The 25,247-nt window shown below is 46.3% G+C and carries 27 protein-coding genes; 23 read left to right on the forward strand and 4 right to left on the reverse strand.

Features of this window, described 5'->3' with window-relative positions; all coding sequences use genetic code 11:
* Positions 1-12: 12 nt before the first annotated feature.
* Entirely contained in the window at positions 13-648 is a 636-nt protein-coding gene (locus tag IGK61_RS00460; RefSeq protein WP_074535593.1) for a helix-turn-helix transcriptional regulator, read from the reverse strand.
* Positions 649-838: 190 nt separating this feature from the next.
* Here IGK61_RS00460 and ppdK point away from each other — a divergent pair, with 190 nt between their 5' ends.
* Positions 839-3,472 (forward strand): pyruvate, phosphate dikinase, encoded by a 2,634-nt coding sequence (ppdK, locus tag IGK61_RS00465; protein WP_074535594.1) that lies wholly within the window; start codon positions 839-841, stop codon positions 3,470-3,472.
* 90 nt (positions 3,473-3,562) lie between these two features.
* On the opposite strand, the gene IGK61_RS00470 is transcribed toward ppdK, so the two are convergent.
* The gene (locus IGK61_RS00470; protein WP_074535595.1) at positions 3,563-3,946 is read right to left on the reverse strand and encodes a YbaN family protein; all 384 of its coding nucleotides are present in this window, start codon (positions 3,944-3,946) and stop codon (positions 3,563-3,565) included.
* Positions 3,947-4,118: 172 nt separating this feature from the next.
* On the opposite strand from IGK61_RS00470, the gene IGK61_RS00475 reads away from it, so the two are divergent.
* Positions 4,119-4,928 carry an aldo/keto reductase family protein gene (locus tag IGK61_RS00475; RefSeq protein ID WP_005226570.1) on the forward strand — a complete coding sequence of 270 codons (810 nt, stop codon included), beginning with the start codon at positions 4,119-4,121 and terminating at the stop codon, positions 4,926-4,928.
* 285 nt (positions 4,929-5,213) lie between these two features.
* On the forward strand, positions 5,214-7,259 hold the full coding sequence (locus tag IGK61_RS00480) for a methyl-accepting chemotaxis protein (protein WP_074535596.1): 2,046 nt from the start codon (positions 5,214-5,216) through the stop codon (positions 7,257-7,259).
* Between the two features lie 146 nt (positions 7,260-7,405).
* Here IGK61_RS00480 and IGK61_RS00485 read toward each other — a convergent pair whose 3' ends face one another.
* Together IGK61_RS00485 and motA are read right to left on the reverse strand one after the other, a co-directional pair.
* A complete protein-coding gene (locus IGK61_RS00485) occupies positions 7,406-8,170 on the reverse strand; it encodes an OmpA/MotB family protein (protein WP_074535597.1) in 765 nt (254 codons plus the stop codon).
* Between the two features lie 13 nt (positions 8,171-8,183).
* Positions 8,184-8,948, reverse strand: coding sequence for a flagellar motor stator protein MotA (motA, locus tag IGK61_RS00490; RefSeq protein ID WP_005232810.1), 765 nt, complete (start codon positions 8,946-8,948; stop codon positions 8,184-8,186).
* A gap of 620 nt (positions 8,949-9,568) precedes the next feature.
* Here motA and flgB point away from each other — a divergent pair.
* From flgB to flhA, 20 genes are all read left to right on the forward strand, one after another.
* Entirely contained in the window at positions 9,569-9,928 is a 360-nt protein-coding gene (flgB, locus tag IGK61_RS00495; protein ID WP_074535599.1) for a flagellar basal body rod protein FlgB, read from the forward strand.
* A gap of 21 nt (positions 9,929-9,949) precedes the next feature.
* A complete protein-coding gene (flgC, locus tag IGK61_RS00500; RefSeq protein ID WP_003129038.1) occupies positions 9,950-10,366 on the forward strand; it encodes a flagellar basal body rod protein FlgC in 417 nt (138 codons plus the stop codon).
* 7 nt (positions 10,367-10,373) lie between these two features.
* On the forward strand, positions 10,374-10,697 hold the full coding sequence (fliE, locus tag IGK61_RS00505) for a flagellar hook-basal body complex protein FliE (RefSeq protein WP_074535600.1): 324 nt from the start codon (positions 10,374-10,376) through the stop codon (positions 10,695-10,697).
* Positions 10,698-10,724: 27 nt separating this feature from the next.
* Complete coding sequence (gene fliF / locus IGK61_RS00510) at positions 10,725-12,347, forward strand: flagellar basal-body MS-ring/collar protein FliF (protein ID WP_175445281.1); 1,623 nt, start codon at positions 10,725-10,727, stop codon at positions 12,345-12,347.
* Between the two features lie 10 nt (positions 12,348-12,357).
* Positions 12,358-13,362: a flagellar motor switch protein FliG gene (gene fliG, locus IGK61_RS00515; RefSeq protein WP_005226586.1), complete on the forward strand. Its 1,005-nt coding sequence runs from the start codon at positions 12,358-12,360 to the stop codon at positions 13,360-13,362.
* On the forward strand, positions 13,346-14,104 hold the full coding sequence (locus IGK61_RS00520) for a hypothetical protein (RefSeq protein WP_074535602.1): 759 nt from the start codon (positions 13,346-13,348) through the stop codon (positions 14,102-14,104). Before fliG ends, IGK61_RS00520 begins: the two co-directional genes overlap by 17 nt.
* On the forward strand, positions 14,101-15,453 hold the full coding sequence (gene fliI / locus IGK61_RS00525) for a flagellar protein export ATPase FliI (protein WP_074535603.1): 1,353 nt from the start codon (positions 14,101-14,103) through the stop codon (positions 15,451-15,453). The genes IGK61_RS00520 and fliI overlap by 4 nt, the downstream gene beginning before the upstream one ends.
* 22 nt (positions 15,454-15,475) lie before the next feature.
* Positions 15,476-15,895, forward strand: coding sequence for a flagellar export protein FliJ (fliJ, locus tag IGK61_RS00530; RefSeq protein WP_074535604.1), 420 nt, complete (start codon positions 15,476-15,478; stop codon positions 15,893-15,895).
* Positions 15,896-15,960: 65 nt separating this feature from the next.
* Entirely contained in the window at positions 15,961-17,325 is a 1,365-nt protein-coding gene (locus IGK61_RS00535; protein WP_074535605.1) for a flagellar hook-length control protein FliK, read from the forward strand.
* Positions 17,326-17,337: 12 nt separating this feature from the next.
* Entirely contained in the window at positions 17,338-17,769 is a 432-nt protein-coding gene (locus IGK61_RS00540; RefSeq protein WP_003129052.1) for a flagellar hook capping FlgD N-terminal domain-containing protein, read from the forward strand.
* Positions 17,766-18,128 carry a flagellar protein gene (locus tag IGK61_RS00545; protein WP_074535606.1) on the forward strand — a complete coding sequence of 121 codons (363 nt, stop codon included), beginning with the start codon at positions 17,766-17,768 and terminating at the stop codon, positions 18,126-18,128. The genes IGK61_RS00540 and IGK61_RS00545 overlap by 4 nt, the downstream gene beginning before the upstream one ends.
* A 78-nt stretch (positions 18,129-18,206) precedes the next feature.
* Positions 18,207-19,103, forward strand: coding sequence for a flagellar hook-basal body complex protein (locus IGK61_RS00550; RefSeq protein ID WP_074535607.1), 897 nt, complete (start codon positions 18,207-18,209; stop codon positions 19,101-19,103).
* Positions 19,104-19,138: 35 nt separating this feature from the next.
* Positions 19,139-19,336, forward strand: coding sequence for a flagellar FlbD family protein (locus IGK61_RS00555; RefSeq protein ID WP_005226609.1), 198 nt, complete (start codon positions 19,139-19,141; stop codon positions 19,334-19,336).
* Between the two features lie 11 nt (positions 19,337-19,347).
* A complete protein-coding gene (locus IGK61_RS00560) occupies positions 19,348-19,851 on the forward strand; it encodes a flagellar basal body-associated FliL family protein (protein ID WP_005472968.1) in 504 nt (167 codons plus the stop codon).
* A 14-nt stretch (positions 19,852-19,865) separates the two neighbouring features.
* Positions 19,866-20,231 carry a flagellar biosynthetic protein FliO gene (locus tag IGK61_RS00565; protein WP_005231716.1) on the forward strand — a complete coding sequence of 122 codons (366 nt, stop codon included), beginning with the start codon at positions 19,866-19,868 and terminating at the stop codon, positions 20,229-20,231.
* Positions 20,228-20,992 carry a flagellar type III secretion system pore protein FliP gene (fliP, locus tag IGK61_RS00570; RefSeq protein WP_005232783.1) on the forward strand — a complete coding sequence of 255 codons (765 nt, stop codon included), beginning with the start codon at positions 20,228-20,230 and terminating at the stop codon, positions 20,990-20,992. The genes IGK61_RS00565 and fliP overlap by 4 nt, the downstream gene beginning before the upstream one ends.
* 25 nt (positions 20,993-21,017) lie before the next feature.
* Entirely contained in the window at positions 21,018-21,281 is a 264-nt protein-coding gene (gene fliQ, locus IGK61_RS00575; RefSeq protein WP_005226613.1) for a flagellar biosynthesis protein FliQ, read from the forward strand.
* A 12-nt stretch (positions 21,282-21,293) separates the two neighbouring features.
* Positions 21,294-22,043, forward strand: a complete 750-nt coding sequence (gene fliR / locus IGK61_RS00580) for a flagellar biosynthetic protein FliR (RefSeq protein ID WP_005232781.1) — start codon at positions 21,294-21,296, stop codon at positions 22,041-22,043.
* A gap of 30 nt (positions 22,044-22,073) precedes the next feature.
* The gene (locus tag IGK61_RS00585; RefSeq protein ID WP_074535608.1) at positions 22,074-23,141 is read left to right on the forward strand and encodes an EscU/YscU/HrcU family type III secretion system export apparatus switch protein; all 1,068 of its coding nucleotides are present in this window, start codon (positions 22,074-22,076) and stop codon (positions 23,139-23,141) included.
* A 19-nt stretch (positions 23,142-23,160) separates the two neighbouring features.
* Positions 23,161-25,236, forward strand: coding sequence for a flagellar biosynthesis protein FlhA (flhA, locus tag IGK61_RS00590; RefSeq protein ID WP_005232779.1), 2,076 nt, complete (start codon positions 23,161-23,163; stop codon positions 25,234-25,236).
* Positions 25,237-25,247: the final 11 nt, after the last annotated feature.

The raw sequence follows: 25,247 nt of genomic DNA on the forward strand, positions 1-25,247 counted from the left end.
TGTTTTTGCCCCCTAAAAGTGTGTGTTGTCACTGTCATTACCTGCTTGAATAAAGTAATTCATCAGCCGCGTCTTCGTGATTTTGCCGATGACTTTTTTTGGTTCCTGCGGATCGACCACTGGCAAGGTATCGACTTCATGTCGTCCTAACAACGTACCAGCCGTCAAAATCGTTTCTGTCGGTGTGATGGTCACGATGTTTGGCATGCGAGTCATGATCATCGCTACGGGTGTTTTTTCTGGTGCGGCATTGCTGATCGCAAAGCGCAGTAGATCTTTGCGGGAGAGTACCCCGATCAGTTCGTCTTGGTCATTTTTGACATAGAGGGAACCGACATCGTACATAAACAAAGTCGTGACTGCTTCATAAACGGAGACCGTTTGTGAGATCAGCAACGGTGGGATCATGACTTCTGCAACTTTGGTATGGTAGAGTTTTTCGAAAAGCAAAGGCTCAACGGTTTGTCCTGTATAGAAATAGCCGACTTTCGGTCGGGCGTCTAATAAACCGGTCATGGTCAAAATCGATAAGTCATTCCGCAAGGTTGCGCGGCTCAAACCCAACTGCTTCGCAATGGTCTCCCCACTGATCGGCTGATGCTCTTTGACGATCTCAATGATTTTCATTTGTCTTTGGCTTAATTCCAATGTGTCACCTTCTTTCTTTTATGTGCTATGCTATTGATTATATGATTTTCCGAATAAAAAGGCAATCCTTCTCTTTTAAAAAGGATAAATCCCTTAAAAGTTTTCTTTTTTCAGCTTGACGATTAAATGTGTCATACTATATACTGCTAATTAATCGAAATAGTATATAACATTTAAAAGGAGGAACATGATGGAAAAAGCAGTCGTATGGTTTTCAGAAGGCACAAAAGAGCAAAAAGCACTATTAGGTGGGAAAGGGGCAAATCTTGCGGAGATGACCAATTTGGGTTTGCCTGTTCCCCAGGGATTTATCGTCCCTGCGACTATTTGCCTGACCTATTTAGAAGAACAGGTTCTTCCTGAGGCGATCATCAAGCAAGTCAAAGCTGCCATCGAAGAATTGGCAGTCCGCAGGAACAAAACATTTGGCGGACTGCAATCGCCGTTGTTGGTTTCTGTCCGCAGTGGGGCTAAGTTTTCCATGCCAGGGATGATGGATACGATCTTAAACCTTGGGTTGAATGATGAAACCGTCCAAGGCTTGGCTCAGCAGACGGGGGACCCCGTTTTTGCTTATGATTGTTACCGCCGTTTGATCCAGATGTATGGGGATGTGGTGAAAGGTGTAGCAAAAGAACACTTTGAAGCCTATTTGACAGATTATAAGAAACAGCAAAATTATGCCTCAGACCAAATGATGACCGGCAATGACTGGCAAATGATCTGCCGCGTGTTTCAAAGTATTTATATGGAACATACTCAAGAAGCGTTTCCCCAAGACCCGTTTCAGCAATTGTTGGCAGCCATCACGGCGGTTTTTCGCTCATGGAACAACCCACGGGCCAAGACCTACCGATCTCTCCATCGGATCCCTGACGATCTAGGGACTGCCGTAACGATTCAAGAAATGGTGTTTGGTAACAGCGGGATAAATAGTGGGACGGGTGTCGCCTTCACCCGCAATCCAGCAACCGGGGAACCGGGACTTTTCGGCGAATTTTTAGTGTGTGCCCAAGGGGAAGATGTGGTTGCAGGGATTCGTACACCGCAACCGATCCAAGCGTTGGCACAGCAGCATCCCATGATCTATCAGGAATTAAAGCAACTGGCTGAGCGTTTGGAGGATCACTATCAAGACATGCAAGACATTGAGTTTACCATCGATGACGGCCAGCTGTTTGTCTTGCAAACAAGAAACGGCAAACGAACCGCCGCTGCCGCAGCGCAAATCGCAACGGATATGGTCGCAGAAGGTCGGATCACTATCAGGCAAGCACTAGATCGCATCACACCAGAAATGATCGATCAATTGCTGCACCCGTTATTTGCCCCCGAAGCCTTACAGCAAGCCAAAGCCTTTGCGCAGGGCTTGCCGGCTAGTCCAGGAGCAGCTTCAGGACATGTCTATTTCACTGCAGAGGCGGCGGAAAAAGCCAACCGCGCAGGAGAAAAAGTCCTGCTGCTGCGACAAGAAACCTCACCTGAAGATATTGAAGGCATGGTGGTGAGTGAAGCGATCATTACCGCTCGTGGGGGGATGACTTCGCATGCGGCGGTGGTCGCCCGTGGTCTGGGGGTCTGCTGTGTGGTAGGGTGCGAGGCATTAAGTGTCGATGTATTTTTGAAGCAGGCTCGCTGTGGTGAGCTGCTGATTGAAGAAGGTGACGTGCTTTCGGTAGACGGCAGCACTGGCAAACTGTATCAAGGGCAGCTGCCTATGACCAGTGTCCAGGAGCGGGTCTTGCTGGATCAGCTTTTGACGTGGGCACAAGCCCAGGCAGATCTAAAGGTTTACGCAAATGCGGAAACGAAAAATGACATTGAGGCTGCGCTGGCCTTTGGGGCAGCGGGCATCGGTCTGGCACGGACGGAGCATATGTTTTTTGGGGAAGAGCGTTTGTGGAAAATGCGAGAAGTCATTTTGGCAGAAACGAAGGCGGAACGATTGAAGGCGTTGGCTGAGATCAAGGCTTATCAAAAAGCCGATTTCCAAGAAATGCTGCAGGCCGCGCAAGGAAAGAAGTGCACGATTCGTTTATTAGATCCACCACTTCATGAATTTTTGCCCCATGAGCATGAACGCCTTGAAATGGCTCGCCGTAGTCAAAAATCATTGGCAGTGATCGAGCGGCGAATTGACGAGCTGCAAGAGGTCAATCCCATGATGGGGCATCGCGGCAGCCGTTTAGGACTGAGCTATCCAGAAATTTATGAAATGCAAACAGCGGCGATTTGTGAAGCGGCTGTGGAATTGCGGCAGCAAGGAGTCGAGGTAGAGGCGGCGATCTTATTGCCCCTGATCAGTTTGCCAGCAGAGCTGCAGGTGTTGAAAGCGACGTTGACGCAGGTGATCGCTCAAGCAGAAGCAACCCTGCAGCAACCATTGCACATCGAGATCGGCATGATGATCGAGACACCTAGAGCGTGCTTGATCGCTGGGGAGTGTGCTGAAGATGCGGCATTCTTTAGTTTTGGTACCAATGACTTGACCCAAATGACCTTTGGCTTTTCGCGGGATGATGCAGGCAGCTTTATTCCAGCCTATTTGCAGTCGGGGATCTTACAAGAAGATCCTTACCAGCACTTAGATCAGGCGGGCGTTGGCACATTGATGCGTCAAGCGATCGCTGGCGTAAGAGATTGTCAGCCAGAGCACTCGATCGGTGTTTGTGGCGAAGTCGGTAGTGATCCCTATTCCATTGCTTTTTTGCGAGAGATCGGCATCGACTATGTTTCTTGCTCCCCATACCGAATCCCTGCTGCCTGGTTAGCGATCGCCCAATCCGCCCCCATCATCGAAGAGGCGTCAGTGGGCTCCCGCTAAAATAGGAGAAAAAAATACACCGCAGTCCACTAGCAAGACTCGCTTGCTTGGTGGATTACGGTGTGTTCGTGCAGCTTCGCCTTACAGGGGCTAATCCGTTTTTTGAATCGCGGGTTTGCGTCCTTTTAAATACCAAGTGATCCCAATGACATGGGCGAGGTAGATGGCAGCGAGGACGAAACGTACCAGCAGATTAGGGATCAATAGTGCAGGAATTGCAAAGACTACCAGCATCATGGCAAACATCCGAACCATTCCCTTGGTACTCAGCTGTTTTTGTACGAGTGGTTTTTCAATGTATTTTTGATAATTTTCTGATTGAACCAAGCGTTGATAATAGGTATCGGAACTCCGCAGCCAGAAATAAGCCGTCAGCAAGTAAAAGACCGTTGTAGGTAAGAAAGGCAAGAAGATTCCTAAAGTACCTAGACCGAATGTCAGTGATCCACAAAGAAAAAATAGTGTTTTTTTCAAAAGTAACCCTCCTTATTTGGGTGTTTCGTGTCTTACCCTCAGTATAACGGAGGAGGGGCAGCTTGAACATGCGTTTTGTGTTTTTCCCCGTTTTTTAGCGACAATAAGAGTTTTTCTTCCCCATACTCCTGCTTTTTTGATAGACTAGAAACAACACAAAGGGGGAAGCAGCATGGAAACGATTGAATTGAATACCGGTATTCAGATTCCAGTGATCGGCAGTGGGACGAATACATTTGGGAAAGAAAACCGAGAATACCAAGGTGCGATCAATGATGATACGACAGAGCTGTTGACTGCTATCAAGCTTGGGTATCGGCATTTTGATACGGCGATTTCTTACCGCAACGAAGCCGTGGTAGGCAAAGCCATCAAGGAAAGCGGGATCGACCGCAGCGAATTTTTCCTGACTTCTAAGATTCCTGGCAAACCAGAGCATACGCAAGATGCAGCTGCCGTGAAAGCGTCTGTCGAAGCGAGTTTAGCAGCCTTGCAGACGGAATCGATCGATCTTTATTTGATCCATCATCCGTGGGACAACTTGGCAGAGATCGCCGCTGTCTGGGCGGTTCTTGAGGCTTATGTCGATAAAGGAGTCTTAAAAGCGATCGGGGTGTCCAATTTCCAAGAAGAAGAACTTAGCTATTTATTGGCAAACAGTCGGATCAAACCAGCGGTCAATCAAATCGAATCGCATCCAGGCAAGTGGAACGATGCGATCATCGCCTATTCCTTAGCCAATCAGGTAGTTCCAGAAGCCTGGGGGCCACTTTCACGGATTTCAGAAGCGGCTCGGGAAACCTTGACCCAAATCGGTGAAGCGTATCAAAAAACCTGGAGCCAAGTGGTCTTGCGTTACCAAATCGAGCGTGGGGTGATCGTGATTCCGAAATCCCATTCAGAAAAACATCAAGCCGAAAATTTAGCGCTCTTTGATTTCGCTTTGACTGCGGAAGAAAAAGCCGTCATCAAAGAATTATAGGCAATAAAAAGCAGTCCCATTAAAGGGGCCCCTACAGCCAGTGCGGAAACTTCCGTGCTGGCTATTTTTATGCAGTCGCAACGCTCCTTCATGACTGAGGAGCTTTTCTATTCGTTAGATCAGCAACCGTAAGCCTTAGCAAAAAAGAAAATGCGCTTGCAGCCGTTTCTACCAATGAACCCTCTTAATCATTCAAAGAAATAACCGATTATCCTTACTAAGGGTCGTCTACGGACGAGTCTTCATTGGATCGTGTGAAATTGGAAATGAAGGAGTGGCACAGTTGTGAAAAAAAGAAAAAAGACGATAGGAATTTATGTGATGATCACCTTGATGCTGGTTGCGGGGATCCCGATCATTGTCATGCTGACAAGTTCCTATTTAACCACCAAGAACTTATTGATTGAACGAAATGATTTGAACAAAGAAAGTGCCGTCAATTTGATCTTGGCGGAAGAAAAGAGTTTGCGCCGATCGACGGAAAGCAAATTGAAATCAATGGCTGAACTGCCAGCGATGAAAACAGAATTCAGCATGGGACGCATCCGTTCAGATCTTTCTTTAGCGATTGCTGGAAGCAACAGCTTCTTAGCGGTGACTTTTGGAACAGAAGATGATGAGTATGTGACCTTCAATCCCTTACCAGATGATTATAAGCCTACGATTCGGCCGTGGTACAAAGGGGCCGTAAAAGCCGAAGGAGAAGTGTATTGGACAGCACCTTATTTAGATACAGTGTCAAATCAATTTGTGACGTCGGCTTCGATCAGGGTCAAAAATTCCCATAATCAAGTGGGGGTTTTAAGCGTCGATGTTTCCTATGAAAGCATTCAAAACATCTTGTCTTCCTTTACCGTAGGGCGGACTGGGAATGTCACCTTAGTTTCAGAATCTGGGGTCATCGTGACCTCAAAAAATACCAAACAAATCGGTAAGAATATCAAAGAAGAAGAAGTGTTCCAAAAAATCAAAGAAGCTAAAAACCCGACAGGCATGGTTGGCTTAGGCGACTCGAATAAAGTCAACGATGTGTTGTATGACAAGTCTGCTGATTCCAATGTTTGGGCGTACTCCGAAGTCAAAGCTAGTGATCTAGACAAAGAGTTAGGAGCGTTAGTCCGCACCACCATTATCGTTACGATCTTGATGCTGCTCTTTGTAGGACTGGTTTCTTATGCCGCGATCAAAGTAGTCGCAGCAATCATCGATTGCTTCAATCGCTACTTTAGAAAAGTCGGTGAAGGCAAACTAGAGAAGATGAGCAAAACCAAAAGAGCCAAAGGCGAAAAATGGACATGGGATCAATGGGCACGCCGAGTTGTTTATCCAGACAAAGCAGGCAATGAGATCCAGCAAATGGCGGACAATTACAATGTGATGATCGAAGGCACGGGTGCATTGATCCAAAAAGTACAAAAAGAAAGCAACAGTGTCGCAGGAATGTCGGATTCTTTATTAGAATTGTCAAAACAAACCAATATTGCGACAGAAGAAGTCTCTCAAACCATTACGGGTATTGCTGAAGTGACCGGTGCTCAAGCCCAAGAAACAGAATACAGCGTGTCTCAAATGCAAAATCTGTCGCAAGTCGTGAAAGAATTACGAGAAAATGTTGGCGGCATGAGCAGCAAGTCGCAAGAATCTACGAAGATCAATCAAGAAAACTTAACGATCATGGATCAAGTCGATGACAGTTGGCGACAAGAGTTGGCACAGATGGAGCGCTTGATGTCGAATATGACGGGAATGAATGATAGTATCCAAAATATCAACTCGATCATTGGGGTCATCAACGATATTTCTTACCAAACCAACTTGCTAGCCTTGAATGCATCGATCGAAGCCGCAAGTGCTGGCGAGTCTGGCAAAGGCTTTGCCGTCGTGGCTGCTGAGATCCGTAAATTGGCGGAACAAAGCAAAGCTTCTACCAAAGAAATCGAAGCGATCATTGAAGAAATTCGTGAGCAGTCTAGTCAAATGGTCAAACAAACGTCGGCGTCTGTCAAAGGCGGCGTTCGCCAAACCAACTTGATCAAAGAAGCGATCTCATCTTCAAAAGAAGTTTTCCAACGCAGCAGCTATATGATCGAAGGCATCCATCATATTGAAGCAGCCAGTGCCCGTATCGAAAATATTCAAAACAGTGTACTGGAAAACTTAGAAAACATTTCCGCATCAACGGAAGAAAATGCCGCTGGCACACAAGAAGTTTCCGCAAATGCAGAAGAAGTCTTGGCAACCATGGATGAATTTACCAACCATGTGGCAGACCTCAGAGACATTGCAGAAGAGTTGAAGCGATTGACCAATCGTTTTGAAGTGGAGAAATAAATCAAGCAAAAAAATCACTCATCAGCTATTCGCAAGAATGGCTGATGAGTGATTTTTGTTTGTTGAGGAGGAGACTACAAAAAAGCCAAGACGAATGTTGCTCATCTTGGCTTTTCATAATGATATTTATAAAACCTTATTACGGGCTATTGTGTCGTTTCGGTCCGCTGGATGATCATCTCCACGCGGCGGTTTTCCGAGCGGCCTTGGGGGGTGTTATTATCGGCTTTCGGTTCGGTATCGGCAAAGGCTTGGATGGCAGCATTTTTTTCTAAAACGGCGCCTTTGCTGATGAAGTACTCCATAACGGTAATGGCCCGAGCGGAACTAAGATCCCAGTTAGATTGGTAGCGGCCACTGCCTTTTTCAGGTACGTTATCGGTATGCCCAGCGATCACGATTTTGTTGGCTTTTAATTTTTTTAGTGAGTCCGATAGCAGATCCAGTGACTGACGAGTGGTGTCCGTGATCTCGGCGCTGCCAGAGGCAAACAAGATACTGCTGGCAAGCGTGATATGCAAGCCATCGGATTCCAAGCGGACTTCTGTCTGCTCTTTTAAGCCAGAAGCTGCCAGCTCTTGTGACAGCTGGTCGCTGATTTTTTCTAGTTGCTGATTTTCCAGTTGGGTCCGAACCGCTGCTTCTTGCGCTTGTGCTTCGGCAGAAGTGGCTGCTTTTTTTCGCGGCGTGGTCTCGCCCATATCGATCACCGACCCAATCACAGATGAATTGCTGTGGTGGCTGGAAAGGATGGTGCCAAATTCGCTTTTGATTTCTTGGAACTTCTCATCATCGACTTTCGCCATGGCAAACATGACGATGAACAAAGCCAGCAGCAAGGTCAACATATCCGAGTAAGGCAAAAGCCACGCTTCGTCTACATGTTCTTCATGTTTCTTTTTTCGCTTCATGTCGCTTCACCCTTTATAATTGTTCTTGCCGTTTTTTCGGATCGATCAAGCTGTATAATTTTTTCTCAATGCTTTTCGGCGATTGCCCGGCTTGGATCGCCAAGACCCCTTCCACGATGATCGACATCATTTGGACCTCTTGCTCCGATTTTAAGGTCAGTCGTGAGCTAAAGGGAATGAACAGGACATAGCCGAAGAAAATACCATAAAGGGTCGCCACAAAAGCCGCCGAGATCATATGACCCAGTGCTTCTACATCCTCTAAATTGCCTAGCGCCCCAATCAGCCCGATCACGGCTCCTAACACCCCTAAGGTCGGGGAACTCGTGCCGGCGGTTTTAAAAATAGCCGAGCCGATGCGATGCCGTTCTTCGATCCCATAGATCTCATTTTCCATGATTTCTTGGATCTGTTCGGCAGCGATACCATCGACCACCATTTCTAAGCCCTTTTTTAAAAAAGGATCTTCTAAGTTTTGGATGGCGCCTTCAAGAGATAACAAGCCATCGCGCCGGGCTTGGTTGGCCAATTCAACGATGGTATTGATGGTTGTTTTTAAGTCGTATTCTTTATTTTTCAGCAGAACGCCGAAGATCTTCGGGATTTTTTTGATATCACTGCTGGGAAATGAATTGATAACGGCTGCGATCACACCGACGAAAATGATGATCGCGGCTGCCGGATTGATCAAAACGGCCACATTGGCACCTTTTACAATCATCCCAACCACCACAGATATCAATCCTAAAATAATACCGATCAGCAAGAAAAAATCCATTTGTTGCGTCCTCCTAAATTCTATTTCCAGGTTTTAAACCCTCATTTATTTTATCGGTGAATTAAAATCATTCTTAATAGCAAAAAAAAATAATCCTAAAAATAACTAAAATAAATTTTCAACTTCTTCTTTTTTTGTTGTTTTTTGGACAAGTTGCGGCAAATTTTTGAAATGGTACAGCTTGCAATTTTTGTGAATATTTATAGATGGTACCGTTTTTTTTCGTGAAGCGTTTCTCAGGGTTTGTCATGTCATTCAGCACAAATGAAAATGTTTTAATCAATTTTTCGAATAATGCTTGTTTTTTTATCAAAAAACTGATTTTGATCAAAAGGCATAGATATGCTTGTAAAACGCTTTATATCGATCGTTTGCTTTTTATAACTGGGGACGAAATTGCGATGAAACAGTGTTTAACAAATAACATAACATGCTTGTAACTTAAATGTCATATCCGTAAAGTTGCAAAAATCAAATTGTAAAATAAAAATAATTCTACTATAATGACATCACGTCTTCTTGTTTTTTTAATCTATAACAAAAAAATAAATAAATATATTTGTTTCTGTTCCATCGCTGAAAAAAACGTTTGGTACAGAAGGTGGAAGGAGCAATTATTATTGGATACCTATGATTTATTAAAAACAGCCATGAACGTTTCTGCCCAACGCGCAGAATTGATTTCGTCTAATATCGCCAATGTCAATACGGATGGGTACAAAGCAAAACGCATCGTGTTTGAAAGCGAATTAAAGCAGGCACTCACTTCATCAGGGACGGACGCTGCAACCGAAGCGTCAGTTTCTCAAGTAAAACCGAAAATCACTGAAAATGCAACTACCAGCATCAAAGACAACGGCAATAACGTGGATCTTGAAGTGGAGATGTTGGATCAAGCAGCCAATGGGTTATATTACAGTGCATTGACCGCACAAGTCAACGGTCGCTTGCAAATGATGAACCTTGTATTGAGTAATTGATAGAAAGCGCAGGAAAAACAAATGGGTATGTTTAATGGACTAACGATCAACGCCAGCGGTCTAGCATTGGAACGGTTAAAACTAGATACGATCTCCAGCAATATCGCAAATGTAAATACGAATCAAACACAAACAACCGCTGCTTATCAAAAAAAGAGTATTCTTTTTTCAGAAAATTTAAAAAATAGTCGCGAAGGAACACCGGCTACATATGGTGTCAAAGTGACGGGGATCGCTGCCGATGAGACGGAAAAACTGACCTATGATCCTACCAATCCCGCTGCCAACGATGAGGGATATGTCGGTCAATCAAATGTGGATATTGCCGATGAAATGGTGGCAATGTTGCAAGCGGTTCGAACGTACGAAGCCAATGTTTCTGCTTCAGAAATGAATAAAACGATCTTGAAAAAAGCATTAGAAATATCAAAGGGGTAACGAGAAAATGGATGGACTTTTAACGACAGGATTAACGGACTACCAAAACGTTTTGCGGACACTAGGCACGGGGGCTGCTTCAAACGAGACCAGTGCTGCAGGCGCCGAGGAAAATCAGTTTTCTTCTTACTTGACCAATGCGGTCGATCAGTTGAATCAAAAAACGGCGGTCATGGATCAAGATACTGTAAATTTGATCACCGGCGATGAAAGCGATCTAGGGAATGTGATGATTCGCATGACGGAGGCGCAACTGGCGCTACAAACAGCCGTTCAAGTACGAAACAAGTGTTTAGAAGCTTACAATGACGTGAAAAATATGCAGTTTTAGCAGTGGGTGAGGGAATAAGGATAAATGATGGATAAAGTGAAAGAATGGACAGAACAACTCAAAGACCGTTGGCAAATGCAAAGCTCTTTAAAGAAAATGATCGTTGTTCTTTCCGTTATCAGCGTTCTCGGAATCACAGCAGCTGTTTATTATTTAAATACGCGAATTGAATACGGTATCTTGTTTACGGATCTAAGCGATGCCGATGCGGGAACGATCAGCAAGGATTTGGAGGAACAGCAGATCGCCTACAAATTAGCCGACAATGGGACGACTATTTTGATCGATAAAGACCAAGTCGATGAATACCGCATCAATCTTGCCGTGGACAATAAATTACCAAATACCAGTACGGGCTTTGAATTATTTGATGATGCCAACATGATGACAACCGACGAAGACCGCAAGATCATGTATCAGCGGGCAGTAACGGGCGAACTGCAACGAGCGATCGAGTCGATCGATGCGGTCAAATCCGCCAAAGTTTTACTCGTAATGCCAGAAGAAAGTGTCTTTTCTTCTGAGGAAAGTGCGCCAACTGCTTCTATCGTGTTGACCTTGAAAAATCAGCAGATTGCAGACGAGTCCGTGCAAGGGATCGTTACCTTGACTTCAGGGGCAGTGGAAAAGCTGAAGCCAGAAAATGTAAAAGTCGTTGATAGCGCGGGCAATACCTTGACGAGAACCGAAGATGAAGCCAGTCAATTAAGTGGCCTGAACATTAAATACATTGCCATCAAAGATTCCTATGAAAAAACACTAGAAGAAAAAGTAGCGAAGCTGCTGACACCGATCTATGGCGCAGACAAATTCCAAGTGTCGATCAATTTAGACTTGAATTTTGACTCGATCGAGCGGAAGAAAGTTACTTATGATGACCCAGAGATCAAGAGTGAGACAGTGCAGGCTGCTGGTTCGCAAGGGACCGTCCAAGAAGCCCAAACAGGGACGGTGGATGACAATGTCTCCAATGTGACGGGCACGGATGGAGAGGGAAACAATTCCTACAGCCGTTCGGTGGAAAACGAATTGGATACCGAGACCACCACGACCATTACGGCCCCTGGCATGATCGAACGAATGACCAGCTCGATCGTGATCAATGCGAACCTTTCGCAAGCGGATCAAGCAGAATTGCAGCAGTTGATTGCTAGTGCCGTCGGCTATGACAATGACCGTGGTGATCAAATCGCGATCCAAGGATTTGACTTTGCCCAAGCAGAGGTTGATCCAGCCGTTGATCCGCAAGGGAATGAACCGATTGCAGCTGCCAAAGGTTATCTCAAGTATGCCATCATCGGCGGCATCGTGTTGACCTTGTTCTTAGTGATTTTAATGATCGTTGGCGTGATCCGACGTCGTCGTAAAGAAGACGAGCTGGAAGTCGATGTGACGGAGGAAATGGTCACTTTTGCACAACCGTCAGCAGTTAGCACTGGAGCAAGTCCGTCAGTTGCACAAGAAGTCGTTTTTGGCGGTGTCGGCAATCGGTCTGCTGAAACGAAACCAGCGGTGCCAGAAGCATCCACACAAGAAGCCGCAGCAGAACATTCAGGAGAACCAACATTGGATCAAACGGCTAGAAATTATGCCGAAAGCAATCCTGAAGTAGCGGCGGAATTGATCAAAGCTTGGATGAAAGAAAAATAAGGGGGCAGCCATGGATACAATAGACGGGGTAAAAAAAGCAGCGATTCTTCTGATCTCTCTAGGATCAGATACCTCTGCAAAGATCATGAAGCTGCTGCCAGAATCATTTATACAAAAGGTGAGCTATGAGATCGCCAATATCGACTTTGTCAGTCCCGAAGAGCGGGATCAAGTGTTGGAGGAATTTTCTCATACCGCAACGGCCCGCAAATATGTCTTAGACGGCGGGATCGATTATGCCAAAAATTTGCTGAACCAAGCATTAGGCCCTCAAAAAGCCAAAGAAGTCATTGACGTATTGACTCAGATTCAGCTGCGGGAACGGCCCTTTAATATCGCTCGCAAAGCCGATGTTCAACAGTTGACCAATCTGTTGATCGGTGAACATCCGCAAACGGTAGCGTTGATTTTGTGCTACATGCAGCCGGACAAAGCGGCCAGCGTCTTGTCGCAGTTTCCCGATCATTTGCAAGTGGAGATCGCTGAACGGATCGGGACGATCTCCAGTACGTCGCCTTTGGTGATCGAACGGATCGAAAAAGTGATCGAGAACAAATTCTCGAATTACATTGAGAACGATACGGAAAATGTCGGTGGTGTGCATACTCTGGTTGAGATCTTGAACTCAGTCAGCCGCAGCACCGAAAAGAACATTTTGAACGACTTAGAAAAGCGGCAACCAGAACTCTCCAACGAAGTGAAATCCAGCTTGTTTACTTTCGAGGATATCGTGACCCTCGATCGCTTGGATGTTCAAAAAGTCTTACGAGATGTTCAAAACGATGTGTTAGTCTTAGCGCTTAAAGGCACGACCGATGACATCAAGAACTTTATTTTCTCCAACCTCTCATCACGGGCGGTGGAAAATCTGCAAGAAGAAATTCAATTTATGGGTCCTACCCGCTTGTCTGCTGTAGAAGAAGCCCAACAAAGTGTGGTGGCTGTGATTCGACGGCTAGATGAAACCGGTGAGATCTACATCGGAAGGGGCGACCAAGATGCAGTGGTCAAATAGCAGTTTATTGAAGCAGCAGGCGGTCAAAACGACCGAAGCTGCGCGCAGTATTTTGACGGATACGACCATCAAAGCGCCGATTGAGAAACCAAGCTTAGACCCAGAACTGCAAGCGGCTAGACGTGCACGCCAGTTGGAGCAGGAACGGCATCTGCAGCAAATGGAAGCCTTGAAGCAGCAGATTTTGACCGATGCACAAGAACAAGCAACGCAAATTCTAGCAGAAGCGAGAACGGAAGGCTTTCAAGCAGGACAAGCAGACGGCTTTCAACAAGGCTATCAAGAAGGACTCAATGCCAGCAAAGAAGCCGCGCAAGCATTGATGGCACAAGCCCAAGCCAATGTCGCTGAAGCCGTTTCTGAGATCAATACCTTTCGCTCAGAGAAAAAGCAAGAAATGATCGCTTATGGCACGACAATCGCTGAAGCCTTGATCAATCAACGTTTTACAGATGAGCAAGCAGGCTTCTTGCCTTTTGTGGAGTCTGTGCTATGGCAATTTGAACAACCCGATCAATTTGTGACTGTTCGCAGCCAAGAGCAGCATCTTGCAGGATTGCGAGAATTGTTGGAAACCAAAAAGCAGACGATCAGCGGGTTTCGCTATTTACTCATGGCAGATGACAGCTTGGCGGAACACGATTTTTGTATCGAATCTGAAAATGCCTTGGTGGTTTTTGAACTGAGGAAAGAAATCGCTCGCTTTTTGAGCCAATTTCTAGAAAGCAGTGTGAAGGAATGACGTTTGAATTACCGATCACAGCGCTGCGCAAAACGGCGCAAGCACAGCCGTTTTTTACCACCTACGGCAAAGTCAGCGAAGTCGTAGGTCTACTGATCAAAGTCGAAGGGCTGGCGGTTTTCATAGGGGAAATCTGTGAAGTCGCATTGCAAAACAAGACACATACAGCCTTAGCTGAAGTCGTAGGCTTTGTGAAAAAAACCGTGCTCCTGATGCCCCTTGATCAGCTAGAAGGCATCGGACCGGGCTGTTTGGTGCGGCCAACTGGCAAATCATTGACGGTAAAAATCGATGATACGCTGCTAGGGCACACCTTAGATGGACTAGGGCGACCGTTAGATATGGCGCTGGAGCTGGAAAGTGCGCCAGAATATCCAGTTAGTCAAGATTCTCCTGACCCCTTTCGCCGTCAAAAAATCGCTGAGATCATGCCGACAGGTGTCCGGGCGATCGATGGTCTTTTGACCGTCGGCCTTGGCCAACGGATCGGCATTTTTGCCGGCAGCGGGGTCGGTAAGAGTACTTTATTGGGGATGTTGGCTCGTTATTGCGAAGCCGATGTCATCGTGATCGGCTTGATCGGCGAGCGGGGACGAGAAGTCAAAGAATTTATTGAAAATGATCTAGGCCCAGAAGGTTACCGCAAGTCGGTCGTTGTCTGTGCTACCTCCGATATGCCGCCCCTCGTACGATTAAAAGGGGCTCATGTGGCAACAGCGATCGCTGAGTATTACCGCGATCAAGGGAAGAAAGTCGTATTGATGATGGATTCGGTGACCCGTTTTGCGATGGCGCAGCGGGAGATCGGTCTATCGACAGGCGAGCCGCCGACGACCAAAGGTTATACCCCTTCTGTGTTTACAGCTTTACCGAAGTTGTTAGAACGCAGTGGGATGTCGGACAAAGGCTCGATCACGGCCTTTTATACTGTCTTGGTAGAAGGGGATGACATGAATGAACCGATCGCTGATGCGGTGCGGGGAATTCTTGATGGACATATTCTGTTGTCCCGAAAAATCGCCGCTCAAAATCATTATCCTGCCATCGATATTCAAAACAGCCTCAGCCGCTTGATGAAGACCCTTGTTTCTGAGGAACAGCATAAACATGCGGGGGAACTAAAAGAAAACATGGCCGTTTATGCAGAGGCCAAGGATTTGATCGATATCGGTGCCTACAAAAGCGGCAGCAATGCGTTGACCGACCAAGCGATCGCGCTGCATCACCCCATCCTGCGGTTTTTACAGCAAAAAGTGGATGAGCGGATCCCATTTGAACAAGCGATTTTTGAACTGGCGCATTTGTTCAGTGAAGAAGCGCTGATCGAGCGCCAGCGTTCGACCATGTAAAACAGATCATAAAGGAGCAGCTATGCAAGCATTTCACTTTTCCTTAGAAAAAGTATTGGATCACCGAAAAACCATTGAGCAAGAAGCCAAACGCGCTTACGCCCAAAAACAACAATTGTTGATTCAGCAAGAACAGCACCTGAATACGCTGACACAGGAAAAAGCCCAACTTTTTGATGTCAATGAGATGACCATTGGGCGGATGCAAGTGCAGCAACGCTATTTGCTTGCGTTGAATGCCACTATCGATGAGGTTCAGAACAAAATGTTTCACGTGAAGCAAGAATTGGCAGAGTCTTTATCGGTGGTGGTAGAAGCGCAGCAGGAACGCAAGATCGTGGAAAAGCTGCGAGAAAAACAATTTGCTGAATACACCTATGAACAGCAATTGGAAGAGCAAAAACAATTGGATGAGTTCGGCAATCGCGCCATATTTTCTTAAAGCACTAATGGTTTTAGTGATGAGACGACCTTGGTTTCAAAGCATCAGCTGAGAGGAGGTGAACAATGAAAGAGATCACAACAAGTGCCGCAACCGCTGTACCTGTCGGTAGCAAATCAAAAAAGACGGAGGCGTCACCAGAAGTCTTCAGTTTGCTGATGCAACAGCTGACGGAACAGAGCGCAAGCAACCTGTCAGCATCCTTCGAACCATCAGGTATGTCGGAGCAAACCGCCACCGCACCAGAAAAGGGGATTGCCAGCAGTATGGAACATCTGCCACAGGAGCCAGAAATCACTCCAGCAGTCGAACAACCTGCAACGACACAAGCGCCAGAAATGAGCCAGATCAGCCAGGCACCTTTTGCAGGCTTGGTTCAAGAAGCGCCACAGGCATCAATGGCAACGACGGAGCAGAACCAAACGAGCGCCACAGCAGCTTCTCTCGACAGTGTTTCAGCAGCTTTTCCAGCACCAATAGACGTAGCCACCACAGTCATCAACCCCTCCGAGCCTGCGCTTGAAGGTCTAGCTTTGATGACAAATGACAGAAGTGAAGCCGCTGCACCAACGCTTGAAACGCCTTTGCCAGAAGACTTAGTAGGCGAAGAGCAGTCCACGGCAAAAGGGATCGCGACTTTCAAGGAAATCGATTCAGTAACAAAAGCCGCGATTGCGCAGACGACAGCAGCACAGCTGAAACAGTCCACCGAAGGGACCGCGCAATTGGGCCAAACGGGACCATTGGATCAAGTGTCGCCAGTGACCAACCAAGCGACGGATACGACTAGCACCTTGCAACGCACGAATGAAATAGTTGCCAAAAAAGCGGAAGCTGTTTCTGCACAAGCCATTGCTTCTTCAGCAGTAACTGACAATGAAATGGCGGCATCAGCACCGCAGCTGCTTGATGTTTCTCCCTTTTTGACCAAGCAAGGACCGGCGCCAACAAAAGCGAGTATGGAACAAGCGGTCCTACCCTTAGCAAAAGCGACTGCCCAACTCGTCCAAACGAGCAGCACGGCAAGCGAGAAAAAAATCACGCTGCAATTCGTTCCCGAAAAATTAGGCACGATCCAGCTTTCCCTAGAAACGAATGCCCAAGGCAGCCGCTTAGAACTGACCGTTCAGCAGCCGCAAGCCAAAGAATTATTGCTGTCCATCAAGCATGAGCTAGAGCAAGTTTTGCAAAAGCAAGAGCAGCCGATCCTAGCGATCAAAGAACCTACATTAGCTTCTGTCCAGCAGGCTAGTCCGCTGTCAAATCAATCCTTTGCCGGCAGTATGATGGCAAGTGACAGTCAGTTAAGCCAACAGCGTTTTTTACAGGCTCAAAAAGGACAAAGCAAAAAGCCATTTCATCAAAGCAATACGGCTGAAGAAGAGCCGCAATTAGCACCGATCGATCATGCGATCAGTATTTTAGTGTAAAGGAGGAGACCTATGGCAGATGAAATTACAGCAGCTGCGGCCGGTATTGCCAATACATCGGCATTAACGCAAACAAAAAAATCTTCAGATATCTCCATGGATGATTTTTTGAAGATCTTAGCCGCATCTATGAGCAACCCATCGATGGGAGGCAGCGATTCTTCTGGTGGTGGTAGCACCGACTATATCTCGCAACTGGTTCAATTTACGACCTTAGAGAGCTTGAATGAATTGAGCGAAACGTTGACGACCTCGGTGATTTTACAGCAACAGCAGCAAGCCTTTAGCTTGATCAATAAACAAGTCACTCTGATGGACGGCACAGAAACATTGTCAGGAACCATCGAAAAGGTCCGCTTTGCCAATGGCTACGCCACGATCGTCGTAAATGGCAAAGAATACAGTATGAGTGCGATCCAAGAGATTGGCGGCGAAGCAAAATGAGTTTGACGATTCAACAGGGGCTGCAAAAAGTTGCCGGGGAGCCTTATCAACATCCCCGCAAAGCCGTGGACAAACAAGCCTTCTCTTCAATGCTTGAACAAAAACAAAGCGACATCAAAGTCTCCCATCATGCGCAAAAGCGTTTGACCGCAAGAGAATTGACCTTACAAGACGATGATTACCAATCCCTTTCAACGGCGCTTAGTGAGCTCGCGGAAAAAGGCAGCAAAGAATCACTGCTCGTGTACAAAGATATGGGCTTGATCGCCGATGTCCATTCACGAACCATCATTACGGCGATGGGGATGAATGAGCTTCACACCGTCACCAATATTGACAGCGCCACATTTATCAAATAGCAGCTGGACTGAAAAGGGGCTGCAAGTATTTTCTGAATGACAGAGGAAAATACGCCAACCATAAGGAGGAAAACAAGCATGTTACGATCATTATATTCAGGTGTCAGTGGAATGAAAAATCTTCAAACGAAAATGGACGTGGTTTCCAATAATATCGCCAACGTCAATACGGTTGGATTCAAATCAAGTCGAGTCCTTTTCCAAGACATGATGAGCCAAACGATGTCTAACGCAACTGCGCCAGGCAACGGCTTAGGCGGGATCAACGCAACGCAGATCGGTTTAGGGGTTCAGACGGGCTCCATCGATACTATCAATACAGTCGGTGCCCCGCAATCGACAGGTCGCAGCATGGATTTTTATATCAGCGGACAGGGTTACTTTATGGTACAAGGACCAGGAGCAAATGGCGAAACCTATTACACACGAGATGGCGCATTCGTGCGCGACAGCAACGGAACCTTGACCAATAGTGATGGGATGCAAGTCTTAGGTCGTTCAGTCAATGGCGGTCAACCAGTTGTCTATGATGACAACTTTGATGAAAACACGGCATTGAGCGGACAAGGTGCGGTATCTCCCTTGTCGATCCCAAGCACACTGACCGTCAATGGGGAAACCTTGACCTATAACTCCATGGCGATCGATGCCAATGGCTTAGTGTTGGCAAAATACGGCAATCAAACCTTTGTGATGGGAAAAGTCGGTGTCGCAACCTTCAATAACCCAGAAGGCTTAGAAAAAGTCGGCGGCAACAACTATATCCAAACCAGCAACTCAGGGAATCCGATCGTTGCAGGACCTGGCAACAATGGCGCAGGAACGCTGCAAGCAGGTGCCTTGGAAATGTCCAATGTCGATCTTTCGACAGAATTTACCGAAATGATCATTGCGAGCCGTGCCTATCAAGCAAATTCAAGAAGTATTACGACTTCTGATGAAATGCTGCAAGAATTATTGAATCTAAAACGTTAAGAACGTGACGCTTCATCATTGAGAGGAGTTTGACCATGATTCTAGTGACAGCATTGAATGGCAAGCCATTCTATTTAAATCCAACATTGATTTATCGGATCGAAGAAATGCCGGATACATTGATCACACTGACAGATGGCAAAACATTAGTGGTGACGGAAGCTGCGCAAGAAGTTGCGCAGCGGGTGATCGAGTATCATACGGTGATCCATTCGAACCAAGTGAAAACGTAAGGGTGGGAAAGATGGCAAAAGAAGAAAAAGCACCAAAAGCAGAAAAAGAGAAAAAAGGCTTGAGTATGGTTGTTTTACTGCCGATCCTCTTGATCGTGGTAGTCGGCGGCAGTATCGGCGGGACCTTAGTGACGAATCACTTTTTGACGGGGGAAAAAACAGCAGCTGCTGAAACAGCAAAAGACAGCAGCAAAATCTCCTCAGACGAAGCGATCGTGGCATTGGATGAATTTTTAGTCAATCTGGCCAAAGAAGACAACCAAGAGCAGCAATACATGAAGGTCAATTTATCGATTTTAGTGGCGGATGAGGAAAAAAGCGCGGAAGCCACGAAAAATGTGGCCGTCATTCGTGACAGCGTCGTGAATTTATTGCGCCAACAAAAGGCCAGCGGTATTTTGAGCTCCGCCGAAAGTGTACCGAATTTAAAAAAAGCATTGAAAGAAACAATTAATCAGGAATACGGATCAGAAATCGCCAAGGATGTTTATGTGACGGATTTAGTGATCCAATAGAAAGAGGCATGTTGATGGAAACATTTTTATCGCTGGTCAAAATGATTGGGTTTTTGCTGCTTATTCTTTATTTGATCAACATCAGTTTGAAATACTTGAATCGTTACACGAACCAGCACAATCACCAGCTGCGTATTTTGCAAAAAATCGCCGTCAGCAAGTCGTCTTCGATCGGGATCGTCCAAATCATGGACAAATGTTATGTCATGAGCTTTTCTGAACAGCAAAACCAAATCATCAAAGAGTTGACGCCAGAAGAAACGGCCGCTTTTTTACAGCAAAGCCTAGAAAGCACCCAAGTGCAAGCTGGCAAAGACTTTTCTGAATGGCTCAACAAAGCCAAGGCGGAAATTGCTGGAAAACGAGGCAAGCAAAAATGAAGATCAAAGGCAGAGATATCAAGATCATGGCTGCGGTCCTTTTCAGCAGTCTGATGCTTCCGCAGACGGCATTTGCGCTAGACACGGAAGACGTCAGTTCCACCATCAACAATTTATTGTCGAATGGGAATGGCTCAAGTGATACGATCAATACCTTCTTGTTGCTGACGCTGCTTTCCCTTTTACCAGTCTTGCTGATCATGATGACTTCTTTTACTCGTATCATCATGGTCTTGTCCTTTGTGCGCAGTTCGTTAGGTACACAGCAAAACCCGCCCAATCAAGTGTTGATCGGGTTGGCCTTATTCTTGACATTTTTTATTATGAAACCTGTGTATACCGACGTCTACCAGCAAGCGATCGAACCGTTTGATCGCCAAGAGATCAGCCAAGCCGAAGCCTTTGACCGTTCAGAAAAACGGATCAAGGCCTTTATGATGGTACAGACACGGGAAAAAGACATTGCCTTGTTTGCGGAAGCTGATGGGGAGACCGAAAAGTATCATTCTTCTGACGATGTTCCTCTGACCGTTATGGTACCGGCGTTTATTATCAGTGAGTTACGAACGGCTTTCAGTATCGGCTTTTTGATTTTTATCCCCTTTTTGATCATTGATCTGGTCGTCTCCAGTATCTTGATGTCGATGGGGATGATGATGCTGTCGCCGATCATGATCTCACTGCCCTTCAAGATCTTACTATTTGTTTTAGTGGATGGCTGGTATCTGATCGTGGAGTCGCTGATCAAGAGCTTTCAATAGCCGCTAAGAAAGGAGCCAAGAGGAAATGACAGTAGAAATGGTACTTGATGTGCTAAGGGAAGCCTTTCTTCGAATTTTAGCGATATCTGGTCCTGCCTTATTGGTCGGCATGCTCGTCGGATTGGTGATCAGTATTTTTCAAGCCACTACCCAAATCCAAGAACAAACGTTGAGCTTTGTGCCGAAACTATTAGCGATTTTTTTGACCTTGATCTTGGCGGGGAATTTTATGCTGAATCTCTTGTTGAATTTTACCAAAATGATCTTCAAGATGATTGCGGCAATGTAAGGAGGAAACCTGATGGCGCCGATTCAAGCGACGGTGTTGATTTTTTGTCGAATATTGGCGTTTGTTGTCCTTTGTCCGATCTTCTCACAGCAAAATTTTCCGTCACTGGCAAAAATCGTGATCGGCATGGCGTTGACGGTCCTATGTCTGCCGACGGCACCTGCGATTCCCGAGCTTTCCCTCTTTATGCTGACGGTTTTCGTCATCAAGGAAGTACTGTTTGGGATGGCGATGGGCTATTTGAGTCAGCTGGTCTTTACTGGTGTGGAAATTGCGGGGCAACTGATCGACTTTCAAGTAGGCTTTTCGATGGCGCAAGCCTATGATCCGACGTTGCAAATCGCCTCTTCCCAGTATGGCAAAACGTACTATTGGCTGACGATCGCTGTGTTTTTTGGTCTTGATCTGCATCATCGACTGATCACAGCACTGCTGTTGTCTTTTCGGATCGTGCCCTTAGGCTCTGTGGTGATCCAAGGCACGACGGTTGAAGGCATCGTCAAACTTTTCAGCCAAATGATGGTGATGGCAGTCAATCTTGCGGCACCAATGATCATTGCGCTGCTGTTGGTGGACCTGGTGCTAGGTGTGATCTCTCGTTCGATCCCCCAGATCAATATTTTGATGATGAGTCTCTCGATGAAAACTGCCATCAGTTTTGTGGTGTTTCTCTTGCTATTACCCAATGTCCTTTCGTACTTAGGCAAACACTTGCCAGATACGGTCCGCTACTTGCAGGAGTTTATCGAGTCCTTTCAATAAAGTAACAGGTAGCCAGCAGGAGGTGAGAAGATGGCAGAAAAAGATGGAAAAACCGAACTACCTAGTGCCAAGCGGCTGCGGGATGCCCGCAAACGCGGGGAGGTCCCTAAGACCCAGGAATTAGCAGCAGCTGTTTCGCTATTGGTCTTCTCGTTTTTGATCCTGTCTTTATGGCAGTTTTTCGCCGCTTCTTTTTTGCCTTATTTTTCCCAAAGTTTGGCGCAGCTGGCTGATTATCAAACCAGCTTGGCGGATCTGCCGAAACTGGGGGTGCAGAGTATCTTGCTGCTGCTTTTGTTGTGTGCGCCCGTCTTTTTGGTCGCGCTTGGAGTCGGGCTTATCACGAATTATGCCCAAGTCGGTCTGTTGTTTTCTGGCAAGGCCGTCAAACCAGATTTTAAAAAGCTCAACCCTATCAGCGGGATCAAGCAGCAATTCAGTTTGCGCTCGTTGATGAATTTAGGCAAAACATTGGCGAAATTTGGCGTGATCGTCTACTTGTGCTATCAACAATTTTTAGCCGCCGTCCCTGTTTTACTGGGTTTGAGTGAAGTGGGGTTGGAAAAAACGATCCTGTTCATGCTACTGCGTGCCAAAGAATTGTTTTTACAGATTTCGATTTTTTTGATCATTTTGGCCGTAGTCGACTACGGCTACCAACGCTATAGCCATCGTAAGAACTTGATGATGAGCAAGCAGGAAGTCAAAGAAGAGTTCAAGCAAATGGAAGGTGATCCGCAAGTCAAAGCACAGCGCAAAGCGAAATACCGTGCGATGACCCAAAATGCCATCGCCAACGTCAAAGAAGCGACGGTTTTGATCACCAATCCGACCCATTTCGCCATTGCGATTCGTTACGATGCCAGCAGTGAAGGGGTGCCGCGGGTCTTGGCCAAAGGGGCAGATCAGCTGGCGCAGCGGATGAAAGCAGAAGCCCTGAAAGAAAATATCCCACAGATCGAAAACCGTGAAGTGGCACGGGCCCTTTATCGTCAAGTAGAACCCGGGGATCTGATCCCTGTTGAAATGTATGAAGCCATTGCCGAAATCATCGCTTTGGTCTATCAGTTAGAAGAAAGCCAACGCGGCAAGATTTAAGGAAACAGGAGGAACAAAAATGAATGAGGCTGCCTCAAAACCGAAAAAAGGCATTGGTCTGGCGGATATCTTAATCTCGGTGATCGTCCTAGCTATTATTGGTTTGATTATTATTCCATTACCGAGTGCATTATTAGATATTTTGATCATTATCAATTTGACGATCGCGATCAACATTTTACTGATCACCCTGTTTACCAAATCAGTGTTGGAATTCACTACGTTTCCAACCTTGTTGCTGATCACAACGATGTTTCGTTTAGGTTTGAACCTATCTTCCACTCGTTTGATCTTGACCCAAGGAAATGGCGGACACGTGATCGATGCCTTCGCCAATGTCGTTGCCGGCAGCAATTACATCGTGGGGATCATTTTGTTCGTGATCATCATGGTGGTTCAGCTAGTCGTCGTGACCAATGGTGCAGGGCGTGTCTCAGAAGTGACTGCTCGCTTCACATTAGATGCGATGCCCGGCAAGCAAATGGCGATCGATTCCGACCTAAATGCCGGTTTGATCACGGAAGCGGATGCCCGCAAACGACGAAAAGATCTGCAGCGAGAAGCTGATTTCTTTGGTTCGATGGATGGTGCCAGCAAGTTTGTCAAAGGGGATGCGATCGCAGGGATCTTGATCACTGTCATCAATTTAGTCGGCGGGGCGATCATTTTCTCCATGGGGGGACAAATGACCGTCATGGAAGCCTTCGCCCAATTCGGGAAACTGGCGATCGGGGATGGCTTGGTCAGCTCGATTCCCTCGTTATTGATTTCGATTGCTTCTGGGGTGATCGTGACTCGTTCTGATAACGATAGTTCCTTTGGTTTAGATATTGCGGCAGATGTGATGCGTAATCCCCAACTGTTTCGGATCGTGGGGGCGATTCTCTTCGTCTTAGCCTTAGTTCCTGGGTTTCCTTTTGTGCCTTTTGTGTTGATTGGCTTAGGCCTTTTCGCAGCCAGCTTTCTGGTTACGCAAAAAGAAGAAAAGCAGCGAGTGGAACAAAAACAATGGGAACAAAAATTGGCACTGGAACGCAAAAAAGAAGCACAGGAAGAAGACGATTCCGTGGCTTCCTTCCAAGTGGAACCAATCTCAGTGGAAATCGGGTATGGTCTGATCCCTATCGTGGATAGTTCGATCGACAACAGTTTGATGAACCGCATCGTGGCGATCCGTAAACAGAGTGCTAGAGAATTAGGGATCTTAGTCAGTCCCGTTCGTATTCGCGACAATCTCTATTTGGATGCCAACGATTACGTGATCAAGATCCGCGGCAACGAAGTCGGCCGCGGCGATATTTACCCGAATAAAGTCATGGTGATCAGTCCGAATGAAGAGCCGTTTCCTTTTCAAGGAATCGCAACAAAAGAACCAGCCTTTCATCTGGATGCTATGTGGATCGATGAATCCGATAAGGAGATGGCGGATCTGCAAGGGTTTACGATTATCGAGCCGTTGACCGTGATCGCAACACACTTAAAAGAAATCATCTATGCCCATGCACCAGAGCTGTTAGGTCGCCAAGAAGTCAAGAAATTATTGGAGGGCATCAAAGAGCAGTACAATGTTGTGATCGATGAATTGATCCCTGATATTTTGCGGCTCGGCGAGGTCCAAAAAGTTTTACAAAATTTATTGGATGAACAAATTCCCATCAATGACTTAGCAACGATCTTAGAAACCTTAGCCGATTACGGCGTTGTCACGAAAGATGTAGAAGTTTTGACAGAATATGTCCGCCAAGCATTGAAACGGACGATCGCTGCCAAGTATGCCAATGAAAACCACGAGCTGCAAGTGGCGGTGATCCAGCCGAAACTAGAAGAAATCATCGCTCAAAGTATCCAAAAAACCGCAACTGGCTCGTACCCGGTCTTAAAACCAGATACCGTGACCAAGCTGTTGGATTCCATCAGTGGGATCCAACATGCGGCGATCGCTCAAAATATCAATTTCGTGATTCTGGCATCGCCTAAGATCCGGTTAGCATTCAAAAAAATGATCGTTTTTAATTTTCCAGATATCGCCGTTCTTTCTCTAAATGAGATTCCCAATGAAATTGCGATCGAAACGGTGGGCAGTATTGACATTTAAGCAGAATTTTC

Origin of the sequence: Enterococcus sp. AZ063, from assembly GCF_051715045.1 — a bacterium.
Classification (GTDB): domain Bacteria; phylum Bacillota; class Bacilli; order Lactobacillales; family Enterococcaceae; genus Enterococcus_D; species Enterococcus_D casseliflavus.